At 66.4% G+C, this 15480-nt stretch carries 13 protein-coding genes; 9 read left to right on the forward strand and 4 right to left on the reverse strand.

Going from position 1 to position 15480, the window contains the following annotated elements; translation table 11 throughout:
- Positions 1–134 precede the first annotated feature (134 nt).
- The 5 genes from tgt to fabV all read left to right on the forward strand — a co-directional run bounded on the left by tgt (position 135) and on the right by fabV (position 6617).
- Positions 135–1265 carry a tRNA guanosine(34) transglycosylase Tgt gene (gene tgt / locus D7T59_RS08285; RefSeq protein ID WP_006434331.1) on the forward strand — a complete coding sequence of 377 codons (1131 nt, stop codon included), beginning with the start codon at positions 135–137 and terminating at the stop codon, positions 1263–1265.
- A gap of 134 nt (positions 1266–1399) precedes the next feature.
- On the forward strand, positions 1400–1744 hold the full coding sequence (gene yajC, locus D7T59_RS08290; RefSeq protein WP_180851978.1) for a preprotein translocase subunit YajC: 345 nt from the start codon (positions 1400–1402) through the stop codon (positions 1742–1744).
- A 61-nt stretch (positions 1745–1805) separates the two neighbouring features.
- A complete protein-coding gene (gene secD / locus D7T59_RS08295; RefSeq protein ID WP_180851976.1) occupies positions 1806–3662 on the forward strand; it encodes a protein translocase subunit SecD in 1857 nt (618 codons plus the stop codon).
- Positions 3663–3678: 16 nt separating this feature from the next.
- A complete protein-coding gene (gene secF, locus D7T59_RS08300) occupies positions 3679–4659 on the forward strand; it encodes a protein translocase subunit SecF (RefSeq protein WP_033834415.1) in 981 nt (326 codons plus the stop codon).
- 698 nt (positions 4660–5357) lie between these two features.
- Complete coding sequence (gene fabV, locus D7T59_RS08305) at positions 5358–6617, forward strand: enoyl-ACP reductase FabV (protein ID WP_164139171.1); 1260 nt, start codon at positions 5358–5360, stop codon at positions 6615–6617.
- A 60-nt stretch (positions 6618–6677) separates the two neighbouring features.
- On the opposite strand, the gene D7T59_RS08310 is transcribed toward fabV, so the two are convergent.
- The 3 genes from D7T59_RS08310 to D7T59_RS08320 form a co-directional block, all read right to left on the reverse strand.
- Entirely contained in the window at positions 6678–8747 is a 2070-nt protein-coding gene (locus tag D7T59_RS08310) for an EAL domain-containing response regulator (protein WP_164139173.1), read from the reverse strand.
- 91 nt (positions 8748–8838) lie between these two features.
- The gene (locus D7T59_RS08315) at positions 8839–10023 is read right to left on the reverse strand and encodes a BaiN/RdsA family NAD(P)/FAD-dependent oxidoreductase (RefSeq protein ID WP_180851974.1); all 1185 of its coding nucleotides are present in this window, start codon (positions 10021–10023) and stop codon (positions 8839–8841) included.
- A complete protein-coding gene (locus tag D7T59_RS08320; RefSeq protein ID WP_180851972.1) occupies positions 10020–10568 on the reverse strand; it encodes a YaeQ family protein in 549 nt (182 codons plus the stop codon). Before D7T59_RS08320 ends, D7T59_RS08315 begins: the two co-directional genes overlap by 4 nt.
- Positions 10569–10691: 123 nt before the next feature.
- On the opposite strand from D7T59_RS08320, the gene D7T59_RS08325 reads away from it, so the two are divergent.
- A complete protein-coding gene (locus tag D7T59_RS08325) occupies positions 10692–11570 on the forward strand; it encodes a pseudouridine synthase (RefSeq protein ID WP_180851970.1) in 879 nt (292 codons plus the stop codon).
- A gap of 6 nt (positions 11571–11576) precedes the next feature.
- Here D7T59_RS08325 and D7T59_RS08330 read toward each other — a convergent pair whose 3' ends face one another.
- The gene (locus D7T59_RS08330; protein WP_010484520.1) at positions 11577–12065 is read right to left on the reverse strand and encodes a YaiI/YqxD family protein; all 489 of its coding nucleotides are present in this window, start codon (positions 12063–12065) and stop codon (positions 11577–11579) included.
- A 301-nt stretch (positions 12066–12366) separates the two neighbouring features.
- Between D7T59_RS08330 and D7T59_RS08335 the strand changes: the two genes are divergently transcribed.
- The 3 genes from D7T59_RS08335 to D7T59_RS08345 all read left to right on the forward strand — a co-directional run bounded on the left by D7T59_RS08335 (position 12367) and on the right by D7T59_RS08345 (position 15004).
- A complete protein-coding gene (locus D7T59_RS08335; RefSeq protein WP_004153307.1) occupies positions 12367–12576 on the forward strand; it encodes a cold-shock protein in 210 nt (69 codons plus the stop codon).
- 140 nt (positions 12577–12716) lie between these two features.
- Positions 12717–13406, forward strand: coding sequence for a glutathione S-transferase family protein (locus D7T59_RS08340; protein WP_057500523.1), 690 nt, complete (start codon positions 12717–12719; stop codon positions 13404–13406).
- 32 nt (positions 13407–13438) lie between these two features.
- Positions 13439–15004 (forward strand): protein adenylyltransferase SelO, encoded by a 1566-nt coding sequence (locus tag D7T59_RS08345; RefSeq protein ID WP_180851969.1) that lies wholly within the window; start codon positions 13439–13441, stop codon positions 15002–15004.
- Positions 15005–15480: the final 476 nt, after the last annotated feature.

The following is a 15480-nucleotide window of genomic DNA, read 5'->3' on the forward strand; positions in this document are numbered from 1 at the left end:
CGAATCCGGTAGCGCCGGGCCATGCCCGGCGAGGCGACGTTGCCGGTCATCCGCCGGGCATGGCCCGGCGCCACCGGAGCAGGGAAGGCGGTTTTGGGAGACAATAGGCGACTATTTGCCTGAATGACCGCTCCATGTCCCGACTGCAGTTCCAGCTCAAGACCCGCGACGGCCGTGCCCGCCGTGGCCGCCTGACCTTCCCGCGCGGCACGGTGGAAACGCCGGCCTTCATGCCGGTGGGGACCTATGGCTCGGTCAAGGGCATCCTGCCGGACCAGGTGCGTGCGCTGGGCGCCGAGATCATCCTCGGCAATACCTTCCACCTGTACCTGCGCCCGGGCCTGGACATCATCGCCGACCACGGCGGGCTGCACGGCTTCTGCCGCTGGGACGGCCCGATCCTGACCGACTCCGGCGGCTTCCAGGTGTTCTCGCTGGCCCATCGCCGCAAGATCACCGAGCAGGGCGTGACCTTCGCCTCGCCCACCGACGGCGCCCGCGTCTTCCTGGGGCCGGAGGAGAGCATGAAGATCCAGAAGGTGCTCGATTCGGACGTGGTGATGATCTTCGACGAGTGCACACCGTACCCGGCCACCGAGGACGTCGCCCGCCGTTCGATGGAACTGAGCCTGCGCTGGGCCCAGCGCAGCCGCAACGCGCATGACGAGCTGGGCAACGACGCGGCCCTGTTCGGCATCGTCCAGGGCGGCGTGCACACCGACCTGCGCAGCCGCTCGGCCGAGGCCCTGCAGGCCATCGGCTTTGACGGCTATGCCATCGGCGGCCTGGCTGTGGGCGAGCCCGAGCACGAGCGCAATGCCATGCTCGACCACCTGGACCCCGAGCTGCCCGGCGACCGCCCGCGCTACCTGATGGGCGTGGGCCGGCCGGAAGACCTGGTCGAGGGTGTCGCACGTGGCGTGGACATGTTCGATTGCGTGATGCCGACCCGCAATGCCCGCAACGGCCATTATTTCACCTCGTTCGGCACCGTCCGCATCCGAAACTCGCAGTACGCGCGGGACATGGACCCGATCGAGCCGGGCTGCGGCTGCGTGGCCTGCACCGGCGGATACACCCGGTCCTACCTGCGCCACCTGGACCGCTGCAACGAGATGCTGGCGCCGATGCTGGGCACCCTGCACAACCTGTTCTATTACGAAAAGCTGATGGCCGACATCCGCGCGGCGATCGAGGCGGGAACCTTCCTGGCCTTCCGTGAGTCTTTCTACGCGGCACGCGGGGCGGTCGCGCCGCCCCTGTAACCCGGACGCCCCCTGCCAAACGGCCCAAGGACGAACGCCCGGGGCCGTGGCATACTTCAAGGCTGACCCAGATCCGCGGTCGACACGCCGTGCCCGTGAAAGGGCCGGAGCGCCGCCCAACCAAAGGACCAACGATGAACCTGCTTGCCTTCCTGATTCCCGCCGCCCACGCCCAGGCCGCCGGCGGCCAACCGCAGGGCATGAGCCTGACCACCCTGCTGTTCCCGGTCATCCTGATCGCCATCATGTACTTCCTGATGATCCGCCCGCAGATGAAGCGGCAGAAGGAGCACAAGGCCATGCTGGAGAAGATCAAGCGCGGCGACGAAGTGCTGACCAACGGCGGCATCGCCGGCATCGTCACCGACATCGGCGACAACTTCATCACCATCGAAGTGGCTGACAACGTGCGCATCCGCGTGCAGAAGGGCGCTGTCGGCAACGTGCTGCCGGCCGGTACCCTGAAGTCGGCCCAGTAAGCCACTCCCTTTCCGATGCACAACCGCGGCGCCGGGGATGGCGCCGCGCGGGACCCAAGCAATGCTCGAATTTCCACGCTGGAAGTACGTCGTCATCCTGATCGTACTGGCGCTCAGCGCGCTGTACGCGCTGCCCAACATCTACCAGAAGGACCCGGCCGTCCAGATCACCGCCAACCGTGGCGGGCAGGTCGACGACGCGCTGCGCGACCGTGTGCTGGCCGACCTGAAGAAGGCCGGCGTGGACACCCTCGGTGCCGAGAAGGAAGGGGAAAGCCTGATCGTCCGCCTGCCGGACCTGAAGGCGCAGTCCGCCGCCAGCGACGCCCTGCGTGACACCGTCGGCGAGAAGTACACCGTGGCCCTGAACCTGGCCTCGACCGTGCCGGACTGGCTGGCCAACCTCGGCGGTCGTCCGATGGTGCTGGGCCTGGACCTGCAGGGTGGTGTGCACTTCGTGCTGCAGGTCGACCAGAAGGCCGCCCTGGACAAGCGCCTGGACGCCTATACCGAAGACGTGCGCAGCACCCTGCGTGACGCGCGCATTGCGTACCAGTCGGTGGAGCGCCGCGCGGACAACAGCATCGTGGCCAACCTGAGCCCGTCCGCCGGTGATGACGCCGCGCAGCGTGCCCGTACGGCCCTGGTCAAGGCGCAGCCGACGCTCGGCTACGACGTCAGCGGCAACCGCATCACGGTCACCGTGCCGGAGACCGAGATCGCGCAGATCGCCAATGGCGCCATCGAGCAGAACATCAACACCCTGCGCAACCGCGTGAACCAGCTCGGCGTGGCCGAGCCGATCATCCAGCGCCAGGGTGCCGACCGCGTGGTCGTGCAGCTGCCCGGCGTGCAGGACACTGCCGAAGCCAAGCGCATGATCGGCGCCACCGCCACCCTGGAATACCGTGCGGTGGTCGAGGGCAACGCGCAGGACGCGATCAACTCCGGTCGCATCCCGCCGGAAGCGAAGGTCTACCAGCGCCGTGACGGCGGTGGTCCGATCCTGCTGAACAAGCGCGTGATCGTCACCGGCGACCAGATGGTCGGCGCGCAGGCGGTGACCGACTCCAACAGCGGTGCGCCGGCGGTCAGCGTGACGCTGAACAACGTCGGCGGCCAGCGCATGTTCGACTTCACCAGCGCCAACGTGAACAAGCCGATGGCGGTGGTGTACACCGAACGCGTGCCGACCGTGACCGTTGTTGACGGCCAGGAAGTGCGTGGCTTCAAGGTCAACGAGGAAGTGATCTCGGTGGCCAACATCAACGGCGTGTTCGGCAAGAACTTCCAGACCACCGGCCTGCAGAAGAAGGAAGCCGACGACCTGGCCAAGCTGCTGAAGTCCGGCTCGCTGGCCGCGCCGATGGACTTCGTTGAAGAGCGCGTGGTCGGCCCGAGCCTGGGCGCCGAGAACGTCAAGAACGGCATGCGCGCGGTGGTGTTCGCGTTCCTGTTCACCCTGGTGTTCTTCAGCGTGTACTACCGCATGTTCGGTGTGATCACCTCGGCAGCGATGCTGTTCAACCTGCTGATCGTAGTGGCGGTGATGTCGCTGTTCGGTGCCACCATGACCCTGCCGGGCTTTGCCGGCCTGGCGTTGTCGGTGGGCCTGTCGGTGGACGCCAACGTGCTGATCAACGAGCGTATCCGTGAAGAGCTGCGTGCCGGCGTGCCGGGCAAGACCGCGATCGTGACCGGTTACGAGCGTGCCTCTGGCACCATCCTGGACGCCAACCTGACCGGCCTGATCGTCGGTGTGGCGCTGTTCGCATTCGGTACCGGTCCGCTGAAGGGCTTCGCGCTGACCATGATCATCGGTATTTTCGCCTCCATGTTCACCGCGATCACTGTGTCGCGTGCGCTGGCGACGCTGATCTACGGCCGCCGCAAGAAGCTCCAGAACGTGGCCATCTGACGGGACGACACGCACAATGAAACTGTTTCCGCTGCACATCCTCCCGAACGACACCAAGATCGACTTCATGCGTTGGCGCCATGTCGCCATGGCAGTCACCATCGTGGTGTTCCTGGCCTCGATCGCCATCATCGGCATCAAGGGCTTCAACTACGCGCTGGACTTCACCGGCGGCACCCTGATCGAAGCCCGCTTCGACAAAGCGGTGGACGTCGAGCAGGTCCGCAACAAGCTCGAGCAGAATGGCTTCGAAGGCGCCCAGGTGCAGAGCGTCGGTGGCAACACCGACCTGCTGATCCGCCTGGCCCCGCACGGTGAGCATGCGCCGGGTACCGGTGACGCCGCCGCCGAGGACAAGGCCACTGCTGCCGCAGTGGTGAAGGCGCTGTCTTCGGCCGACAACCAGGCTACCGTGCTGCGCAACGAGTTTGTGGGTCCGCAGATCGGCAAGGACCTGGCGATGAATGGCCTGTACGCCACCATCTTCATGCTGGCCGGCTTCCTGATCTACATCGCGGTGCGCTTCGAATGGAAGTTCGCGGTTACCGCCAGCATCGTGGCGATGTTCGACCTGATCGTGACGGTGGCTTACGTGTCCCTGCTGGGCCGTGAGTTCGACCTGACCGTGCTGGCCGGCCTGCTGTCGGTGATGGGCTTTGCGATCAACGACATCATCGTGGTCTTCGATCGCGTCCGCGAGAACTTCCGCAGCCTGCGCGTGGACTCGATGGAAGTGCTGAACCGTTCGATCAACCAGACGCTGTCGCGTACGGTGATCACCGCGGTGATGTTCTTCCTGTCGGCACTGGCGCTGTACATGTACGGCGGCAGCTCGATGGAAGGCCTGGCCGAGACGCACATGATCGGTGCGGTGATCGTGGTGCTGTCCTCGATCCTGGTGGCGGTGCCGATGCTGACGATCGGCTTCCTGCGCGTGAGCAAGCAGGATCTGCTGCCGAAGGCGAAGGACGTCGAGGCCCTGGCCCGTCGCCCGTAACCGCCCGCTGCACGCAGCACACAGAGAACCCCGCGCAAGCGGGGTTTTTTGTGTGCAGGGCTTGCAGCCCTGCACCCGCGGTAGTGCCGGCCGCTGGCCGGCAACAGCAATAGCAACAGCGGGCATTCCGCGGAATGGTGGGGCCATGTGGATTGGCAGGACACGCCGTAAACCCGTCCTTGGGGGCTCGATGGCGCCATCCATGGCGCCAACGGTCCTGCCAACCCACATGGCCCCACCTCTGACAGATTCCGGCGGCTGTTGGTAGGTGTCGACCTTGGTCGACACATCTGTCAGATATTGAACAATCAAGATTGGGTCAGATCCGTTTTCCTTCGGAAAACGGATCTGACCCCCAAGAACTGCCCTGACAGATCGCGGAAATCTGTCGAAGGCGGGGTGGGTCCGGTTGCGGGGGCGTGAGCGCCATGGATGGCGCGACCGAGCCTCCAGGGACGGATTCACGGCGTCCCCCGCAACCGGACCCACCCCGCCATCTCACAGGAACCCAGCTTCTGACGTTGCTCCGGCCTCTGCAGGTGCAGGGCGCAGCCCTGCAAAAAGAAACACCACCCTACGCCAGCGTCGGTTGTGCATTCGGCCCCCGCGCACTACGATCCTGCGGTTCGCGCGCGCAGGCGCGCGCCCATGTTCCTGCTGAGCGCCCCGTGCGCCGCATCTGCCAACCCGAGGTATCCATGGTCATCAAACCGCGCGTCCGCGGCTTCATCTGCGTCACCACCCACCCGACCGGCTGCGAAGCCGCGGTCAAGCAGCAGATCGACTACATCCGCGCGCGCCCGCCGATCCAGAACGGCCCCAAGCGCGTGCTGGTCATTGGTGCCTCCACCGGCTACGGCCTGGCTGCACGCATCACCGCCGCCTTCGGCAGCGGTGCCGCCACCCTCGGCATCTTCTTCGAGCGCCCGGGCACCGAATCCAAGCCGGGCACGGCCGGCTGGTACAACTCGGCCGCGTTCCACAAGTACGCAGACGAAGCCGGCCTGTACGCCAAGAGCATCAACGGCGATGCCTTCTCCGATGAAGTGAAGGCCAGGACCATCGAGATGATCAAGGCCGATCTGGGCCAGGTCGACCAGGTCGTCTACAGCCTGGCCGCGCCGCGCCGCAAGCATCCGAAGACCGGCGAGATCATCAGCTCCACGTTGAAGCCGATCGGTGAGCCGATCACCCTGCGTGGCCTGGATACCGACAAGGAAGTGCTGACCGAGACCCACCTGCAGCCGGCCACCCCGGAAGAAATCGCCGGTACCGTTGCGGTGATGGGCGGTGAGGACTGGCAGATGTGGATCGATGCGCTGGCCGATGCCGGCGTGCTGGCCAACGGCTGCACCACCACCGCCTTCACCTACGTGGGCGAAGAGATCACCCAGGCGATCTACTGGAACGGCTCCATCGGCGCCGCCAAGAAGGACCTGGACACCAAGGTGCTGGGCCTGCGCGAAAAGCTGGCGAAAATTGGCGGCGACGCGCGCGTGTCGGTGCTGAAGGCGGTAGTCACCCAGGCCAGCTCGGCCATTCCGACCATGCCGCTGTACCTGTCGCTGCTGTTCAAGGTGATGAAGGAAAAGGGCACCCACGAAGGCTGCATCGAACAGCTCGACGTACTGTACGACATCCTCTACGGCGGCAAGGCCGACGGCGTGGCGATCGATCGCCTGCGCCACGATCTGGTCGATGGCGATGGCCACACCGTTGCGCTGGTCGATGAGGAAGGCCGCCTGCGTGCCGATTACAAGGAAATGGCGGCGGACGTGCAGGGCAAGGTGGTCGCGCTGTGGCCGCAGGTGACCAACGAGAACCTGTACGAGATCAGTGACCTGGCCGGCTACAAGGCCGACTTCCTGCGCCTGTTCGGCTTTGGGGTGGAAGGTGTCGACTACGAGGCCGACGTCAATCCGGACGTGAAGATCGATAACCTGGTCGACATGACCTGATCAATGAAAAGGCCGGCGAAAGCCGGCCTTTTCGCATGGGCCATGCCCGGCGACGCCGTGTCACCCGAACTCGAACCCCATCTCCGGCAGCGCCGGGCCGACGAAGTCGCCCTGCACGTAGTCCACGCCGGCACTGAACAGCAGCGTCATCGAATTGGCATCGCTGACAAACTCGGCGATGGTGCGGATGCCGGCTTCCTGCGCGCGCGCGGTGATCTGGCTGATGCGGTCGATGTTCTCGCGGGTAGCCGCCAGATCGCTGGTGAAACCACGGTCCAGCTTGAGGAACTGCGGCTGGAAGTGGGCCAGCAGCTGGAACGAATCCAATCCCGAGCCAAACTGCTCCAGGCCGATGCGGCAGCCCAGCGGCGCCACCTCGGCGAGGAACTGCTGCGCACTGCGCAGGTGGGTGAACACCTTCGCTTCCGGCGCATGCAGCCACAGTCGTTCGCCGGGCACGCCCTGTGCCTGCAGTTCGCGGCGCAGTGTGGCGATCATCTGCGGGTCGTCGAACGATTCCGGCGTCACCTTTACCAGCATCTGCGTGGCATGGCCCTGGCGGGCGCGCTGGCCCAGTACGGCGATGGCCTGTGAAACCACCCAGCGGTTGATCTCCGCCAGCAGGCCGTACTCCTCGGCGATGCCCAGGAACGCGGTCGGGCTCAGTAGTTCGCCGTTGTGCTCCAGGCGCAGGTAGGCCTCGTACAGCTCCAGTGGCTCGCCCTGCAGGTTCAGCACCGGCTGGTAATGCAGCTGGAAGCCATCACCGGCCAGCGCTTCACGGATGCGGGTGACCCAGCGCAGCACGCGTTCTTCCTCCACGCGGTCGGCCGCGGCCGGGTCGAAGATGCGGCAGGTATTGCCCAGTTCGGCGGCGGCCTGCGTGCACTCGCTGGCGCGTGCCAGTACCTGGCCGATGCTGGCGATCTTCTCGCCCACCTGCACGCCACCGATGCTGACCGTTACCGTGGCCGAACGCGCGCCGATGCTGAAGACGTGCGCGGCGTAGGCTTCGCGGATGCGCTCGGCCAGCGCCACGGTCTGTGCGTAGGGCCCGGCCTGCAGTACGGCGAAATTGTGTTCGCCGAAGCGGGCCAGCTGCGCGTCCTCGCCAACCACCTCAGCCAGCAGGCCGGCGAGGGCGCCGATCAGTGTGTCGGCCGAGGCCAGGCCGATGTCCGGCAGCAGGCGTGCGTAGTGGTCCGGCTCGATCAGCAGCAGGCCGAACTGGCCTTCGCTGCGCCCGGCCTGGGCCACCGCGCTCTCCAGCTGCAGCATGAAGGTCGGGCGATTGAGCAGGCCGGTGACCTGGTCGCGCTGGCGCAGGTCCTCGACCTCGCGCGCCAGCTCGGGATCGAACTCCATGCGGCGGCGGAGCACCACCTGCAGGCAGGATTCGCCCTCGTAGGTGGCGGCGGTGAATTCCATCGTCGCTGGGAACGCACTGCCGTCCTCGTGGCGCGCGTCGAGCTGGTACTGCGGCGGCGGCGCTTCGCCACGGCTGAGGCCCTTCAGCAGCTGCTTGAAGCCCTCCACGTGCTGGGCGGCGACCATGTCCAGCAGCGAGATGCCTTCGATGTCGTCGAACTGTTCGTAACCAAACATTTCCAGATAGGCATCGTTGGCGCGGATGTGCATGCCTTCATGCACGTAGGCGATGGGGTCGCGCGAGGAGGCGATCAGCGCATCGCAGCGGCGCTCGGTCTCGCGCATCTGCGCCTCGATGCGGCGCAGGCCACGACGTGCCTGCAGGTCCACCCACTGATCGCGGACCACGGCCAACAGGTGTTCGGAGCGCTGGCGCAGGGCGAGGGCACGGATGCCGTGGCTGCTGGCCTGCACCAGCTCGTCCTCGTCGATGCGTTCGGCCAGCAGCACCAGCGGGATGTCCTTGCCGCTGGCGGCAATGTGCTGGGCCACCAGCGGCAGCGGGATGCCCTGCGAGGGCGAGGCCAGCACCAGATCGATGGCCTGGCTGGCCAGCACCTGGGACAGCTCGGCCGCATCCTGCGGGCGCCACGGTCGCACCGCGATGCCGCTGTTGCGCAGGGTGCTGACAATGGCTTCGGCGTTTTCGCCGCTGTCATCGACGATCAGCAGGCGGATGGTGATGTCGTTCGCGTTCTGCATGCACTGCTCCCCAATCTGCGAATCTAGATACACGATGCGCGGCGAACCGTCCATGCGCGCACCCCTTGCGCGCATCGAACGGCGATCTGGTTCACACCACGCCACCGGCCGCGTGGCCGCTGGCCCAGGCCCATTGGAAGTTGTAGCCGCCCAGCCAGCCTGTCACATCCAGCACCTCGCCAACGAAATGCAGGCCGGGCACGCGCTTGGATTCCATCGTCGAGGACGACACCTCAGCGGTATCCACGCCGCCCAGGGTGACTTCGGCGGTGCGATAGCCCTCGGTGCCGCTGGCCACCAGCGGGAACGCGCCCAGCAGCTGCGCGGCCTGGCGCAGCACCGGCTCGTCCAGCTGGCGCACGGGCCGGTCGGGCAGCCAGTGTTCGCACAGGCGCTGCGCCAGTCGCTTGGGCAGCACCTCGCCCAGTACCGTGCGCAGCTCGGCGGCCGGACGCTCGCGCTTCATCTGGCGCAGCCACTCGCCGGCATCCTGGCCGGGCAGCAGGTCCAGCTCCAGCGCATCGCCGGGTTGCCAGAACGAGGAGATCTGCAGGATCGCCGGGCCGCTCACGCCGCGATGGGTCAGCAGCATGAAGTTCTGGAAGCTCTTGCCGTTGCAACGTGCCTCGATCGGCAGGGCGACGCCGCTGAGATCGGCTAGCCGTTCCTGGTGCTTGCCGCTGAGGGTCAGCGGCACCAGGCCTGCGCGGGTCGGCAGCACCTGGTGGCCGAACTGTCGGGCCACTTCATAGCCGAAGCCGGTGGCGCCCATGCTGGGAATGGACAGGCCGCCGGTGGCCACTACCAGCGAGGCGCAATGGAACAGTCCCTGCGTGGTGTGCACGCGGAAACCGTCGCTGCCATGCTCGATGCGCTGCACGCTGCAGTCGGTACGCACCTGCACGCCTGCCGCCTGGCATTCGTCCACCAGCATCTTCACGATCTGCTTGGACGAGATGTCGCAGAACAGCTGGCCCAGTTCCTTCTCGTGATAGGCGATGCCGTGCTTGCTGACCAGCTCGATGAAGTGCCAGGGCGTGTAGCGCGCCAGCGCCGATTTGCAGAAGTGCGGGTTGGCCGACAGGAAGTTGGCCGGGGTGGTGCCGGTGTTGGTGAAGTTGCAGCGGCCACCACCGGACATCAGGATCTTCTTGCCGACCTTGTTGGCATGATCGATCACCTGCACCAGGCGACCGCGCTGGCCAGCCGTGATCGCGGTCATCAGCCCGGCCGCGCCGGCGCCGATGACCACCACGTCGCAGCGGATCGTGCTCATGCCTTGGCGCGCTTGCGCCAGTCCGGGATCACGTCGAGCTGCATCTGATCGTTGAGCAGCTGCACTTCACCGTCCTGGATCAGCACGCTCCAGCGCATCGCGCGCTGGATCTGCTGGCCCCACAGCTCTACGAAGGCACCATCAAGATCGACCACCGACAGGTTGTCGAAGCGCGCCAGGCCCTTGCCCTGCTTGCCCCACCAGATTTCCGAGGCGTTGCCGCCGTAGTTGATCACCTGCACCTGGCGGCTGCGGTTGCAGGCCTTGCGGATGCGCGATTCGTCGGGATGGCCCAGGTCGATCCACTGCAGGATGTCGCCGGTGTAGTCGTGTTCCCACAGGTCCGGCTCATCGTCGGTGCTCAGGCCGCGGCCGAACTCCAGGCGGTCACCCGCGTTGAGGGCGAAGGCGAGCAGGCGCACCATCAATCGTTCGTCGGTCTCGGACGGGTGCTGGGCCAGGGTCAGGTTGTGGGTCGCGTAGTAGCCGCGATCCATGTCGCTGATCTGCAGTTCGGCCTTGCGGATGGTGGCGGTAAGAGCCATGGGGGATCCGTGGACTAAAGACGACAATGATAGAGGTTTGCTCCAGGGGTGTCCGTTGCCGGGCTGTCTGCGGGCCGTCAACGTGGCACGCTTGCACGCTTTCCCGCCACAGGAATGGACCCGATGACCCTGCCCAGCCGGCTGCAGCTGCCGCCCGGCCACTGGCCCAACCTGCTCGAAGGCCTGTGCGCACGTTTCCCGCGCATCGACCGTGCACAGTGGCAGGACCGTTTCGCGCGTGGCCGCGTGCAGGACGTAAAGGGCAGGGCGCTGGCGCCGGACATGCCCTGGCAGGTGGGGCTGGAGATCCAGTACTTCCGCGAGGTGGCCGACGAACCGGTGATTCCCTTCGCCGAGACCATCCTGCATCTGGATGCGCACCTGCTGGTGGCCGACAAGCCGCACTTCCTGCCGGTGACGCCGGCCGGTGGTTATGTGCGCCAGACCCTGCTGGCGCGCTTGGTCGCACGCACCGGCAACGCCGATCTGGTTCCGTTGCATCGGCTGGACCGGCTGACGGCCGGGCTGGTGCTGTTCTCGACACAGCCGGCCTCCCGCGATGCCTACCAGCGGCTGTTCCGCGAGCGCCGCATCGAGAAGACCTATGAGGCGCTGGCACCGGCGCTGCCCGGGCTGGAGTTCCCGCTGCAGCGGCACAGCCGGCTGGCGCCGGGGGAGCCGTTCTTCCGCATGGCCGAAGTGCCGGGCGAGCCCAATGCGCACAGCCGCATCGAGCTGATCGAGGCCGAGGGGCCGGTCTGGCGCTACCGGCTGACGCCGGAAACCGGCCGCAAGCACCAGCTGCGCGTGCATATGGCGATGCTGGGCGCCCCCATCGAGGGCGATGACCTGTATCCGCAGCTGAGGCCGCGCCCGGATGAAACGGTCGAGTCGCCCCTGCAGCTGCTGGCGCGGGGGCTGGCCTTCGACGATCCATTGAGTGGGGAGCGCAGGCGGTTCAGCAGCCAGCGTCGCCTGTGCCTGCCCGGCCAGGGCGGGTAGGGCCGTTCAGCGAACCGGGCGCCGCGCCAGCCAGCGGTCCAGCTCGGCGGCGAACAGCTGCCGGTCGCGCGGCCCCAGCGGGGGCGGTCCCCCGGTCTGCACCCCGGCGCCGCGCAGCTCCTCCATGAAATTGCGCATCGACAGCCGCTCGGCCATGTTGTTCGGGGTGTATAGCTGGCCGCGTGGGTTCAGCGCCACCGCCTTCTTCTCCAGCACCAGTGCGGCCAGCGGGATGTCCTGGGTGACCACCAGGTCGCCGGCGGCAACCCGTTCGACGATGGCACTGTCGGCCACGTCCAGGCCCTGGGGAACCTGGATCGAGCGCAGCCAGCGTGAGGGCGGGGTGCGGATCCACTGGTTGGCGACCAGGGTCAGCTCGATCCCGACCCGTTCAGCGGCCCGGAACAGGATGTCGCGAATGACGGTGGGACAGGCATCCGCGTCTACCCAGATGCGGGGGAGGGCGGGTTCAGCTTGGGTTTCAGCTTCAGTCATTTACCCAGTGTAGGGTAGGAAAATCCTGAATGGGGACTCGGGGTTAGCCTCGATCGGCTGCCAGCCCTTGTCACGTCTAGCGGGCGGGGCCTGCCCATGAACGTCCGGGCTATCGCTTTTTGCAGAAAACACGCGTATCGTTCGTCCCACTGTGTTTGCTAGAGTCACCGTGAATCGTGGCCTGGTGCAGTTGATCTCACGATCCGCTCATCGATCCGCTTTACCAACGCCTGCAACTCAGTCTCGGCCCCGATACCCGGTGGCTGCGATTTTTTCAACATGTGTTTCAGGAGTTAGTCAAATGTCTGATCGTCAGACCGGCACCGTCAAGTGGTTCAACGACGCCAAGGGCTTCGGCTTCATCACCCCGGAAAGCGGCCCGGACCTGTTTGTGCACTTCCGTGCCATCCAGGGCACCGGCTTCAAGACCCTGCAGGAAGGCCAGAAGGTTACCTTCATCGCCGTCCAGGGTCAGAAGGGTATGCAGGCTGACCAGGTGCAGGCGGTCTAATCCGTCTGCTACCGTTTGGTAGCCAGAACGCCGGAAGCGAAAGCTTCCGGCGTTTTTTGTTGCCCGTCCTTTTGTAGCGTCGAGCCATGGGGCATGCAGCCATCACGGTAGGATGTGGGCTTCCCCCAAGGATCGTCCCCATGCGCATCGTCCATCACCTGGAAAACTCCCGTTCGCTGCGCGTGCTGTGGATGCTGGAGGAGCTGGGGCTGGACTACGAGCTGCGCCGCTATCCGCGCGATCCAAAGACGCTGCTGGCACCGCCGGAGCTTCGCAACGTGCATCCACTCGGCAAGTCGCCGGTGCTGCAGGATGGCGAACTGGTGCTGGCCGAGTCCGGTGCCATCCTCGACTACCTCGCGGACCGCTATGACACCCAACGCCAGCTGTCGCCGTCACCGATGCCGGCCGATGGCGCCGAGCGCATCGCCTATCGCTATTGGCTGCACTACGCCGAAGGCTCGGCGATGCCGCCGCTGCTGCTGACCCTGGTGATGGGCCGCATCCGCAACGCGCCGATGCCGTTCTTCGCGCGCCCGATCGCGCGCAGCATCGCCGACAAGGCCGAGCGCGGCTTCATCGGTCCACAGCGGCGCCTGCACCTGGACTGGATGGAGCGTCGCCTGGCTGAAAGCCCGTGGTTTGCCGGCGAACGCTTCAGCGCAGCCGACATCCAGATGAGCTTCCCGATCCAGGCTGCGGCCGCACGGGGTGGCGGCCTCGACGACAAGCCGGCGCTGCGTGGCTTCCTCAAGCGGATCAGCGAGCGCCCGGCCTACCAGCGCGCCGAAGCTCACGGCGGGCATCTGCAGGCGCTCAGCGGCAATTGAGGCGGGCGGCGGTCGCCCCCATCTTCAACCCCATGGATACCGACAGCCCCCGTTTCGACAATCGCCTGCTGAATGCCCTGCCGGGCGACCCTGAATCCGGCCCGCGCCGCCGCGAAGTGCTGGGCGCGGCCTGGTCGCCGGTGATGCCGACGCCGGTGGCCGCCCCCACGCTGCTGGCCTGGGCGCCGGACGTCGCCGCGATGCTCGGCTTCGATACCACTGAGGTCGAAAGCGAAGGCTTCGCGCGTGTGTTCGGCGGCAATGCGCTGTACGCCGGCATGCAGCCGTGGGCGGCCAACTATGGTGGCCATCAGTTCGGCCACTGGGCGGGCCAGCTCGGCGACGGCCGCGCGATCTCGCTGGGCGAACTGGTCGCACCCGATGGGCGTCACTGGGAGCTGCAGCTGAAGGGTGCCGGACCGACACCGTATTCGCGCGGCGCCGATGGCCGCGCGGTGCTGCGCTCGTCCATCCGCGAATTCCTGTGCAGCGAGGCCATGTACCACCTGGGTGTGCCAACTACCCGCGCGTTGTCGCTGGTCGGCACCGGCGACGACGTGGTGCGTGACATGTTCTACGACGGCCACCCGCGCGCGGAGCCGGGTGCCATCGTATGCCGGGTATCGCCGTCGTTCCTGCGCTTTGGTTCCTTCGAACTGCCGGCCTCGCGTGGCGAAACCGCGTTGCTGCAGCAGTTGGTCGACGCCTGCATCGCCCGCGACTTTCCGGAGCTCGAAGGGCAGGGCGAGGCGCTGTATGGCGACTGGTTCGCGCAGATCGCCGTGCGCACCGCCGAGATGATCGCGCACTGGATGCGCGTCGGCTTCGTGCATGGCGTGATGAACACCGACAACCTGTCCGTGCTCGGACTGACGTTGGACTACGGCCCCTATGGCTGGGTTGAGGACTTCGATCCGGACTGGACGCCGAACACCACCGATGCCCAAGGCCGACGTTACCGCTTTGGTACCCAGCCGCAGGTGGCGTACTGGAACCTGAGCCGGCTGGCGCAGGCGTTGTCGCCGTTGTTTGCCGATGTTGAACCGTTGCAGGCAGGATTGGCCGCATACCAGTCCACGTTCGTTGCCTGCACCCGTCGCGATGCCGCAGCCAAACTCGGCCTGGCCGCCGCCGACGATGACGACCTGCAGCTCTACCTGCGCTGGCAGCAGTTGATGCAGGACGGTGCCATGGACATGACCCTGGCTTGGCGCGCGCTGATGCGCGTTGATCCAGCGGCGCCCGATGTGGGCGTGCTGGACGCGGTGTACTACGACCAGGCGCGCCAGCAATCGGTGCAGGCAGCGTTGCAGCAGTGGCTGCAGGATTACGCGGCGCGGTTGCAGGCTGATCCGCTGTCGGCCAGCGAGCGCACCGCGAAGATGGCCGCGGCCAATCCACTGTACGTGCTGCGCAACTGGCTGGCACAGGAGGCCATCGACCGCGCGGAGCAGGGCGACCTCGGCGGTGTTCATGTGTTGCAGGACGTACTGCGCGATCCATACACCGAGCGTGCCGGGCTCGAACACTTTGCGGGCAAGCGCCCGGCCTGGGCCGACAACCGCGCCGGCTGCTCGATGCTGTCCTGCAGTTCCTGAGGGTGGGTTTCGGCAGGGCTGCGCCCWGCACCCGCAGAGGCCACCGCGCAAGCAAAGGCCAAAGCCAAAGCGGCTCTGGATTGCTGATGGTCTGGCGGGGCGGTGTGGGACTGCAGGACACGCCGTAAACCCGTCCTTGGGGGCTCGTTGGCGCCATCCATGGCGCCAACGGTCCTGCAGCCCCACACCGCCCCACCTCCGACAGATTCCCGCTGCTGTGGGTAGGTGTCGACCTTGGTCGACACGGTAGATCCACGCCATGCGTGGATGAATCTCTCTCAGATATCGAAATCAATCTGACCCCAAGAGCCATTCCGACAGATCGCAGAAATCTGTCGAAGGCGGGATGGGTCCGGTGGCGGGAGTGTCCGCGGCATGGATGCCGCGGCCAAGCCCCCATGGACGGGTTCACGGCGTCTCCTGCTACCGGACCCACCCCGCCATCCCACAGGAAACCCGCTGTTGCCGTTGCCTTG

It is taken from the genome of Stenotrophomonas maltophilia (genome assembly GCF_013464915.1).
Classification (GTDB): Bacteria; Pseudomonadota; Gammaproteobacteria; order Xanthomonadales; family Xanthomonadaceae; genus Stenotrophomonas; species Stenotrophomonas maltophilia_AT.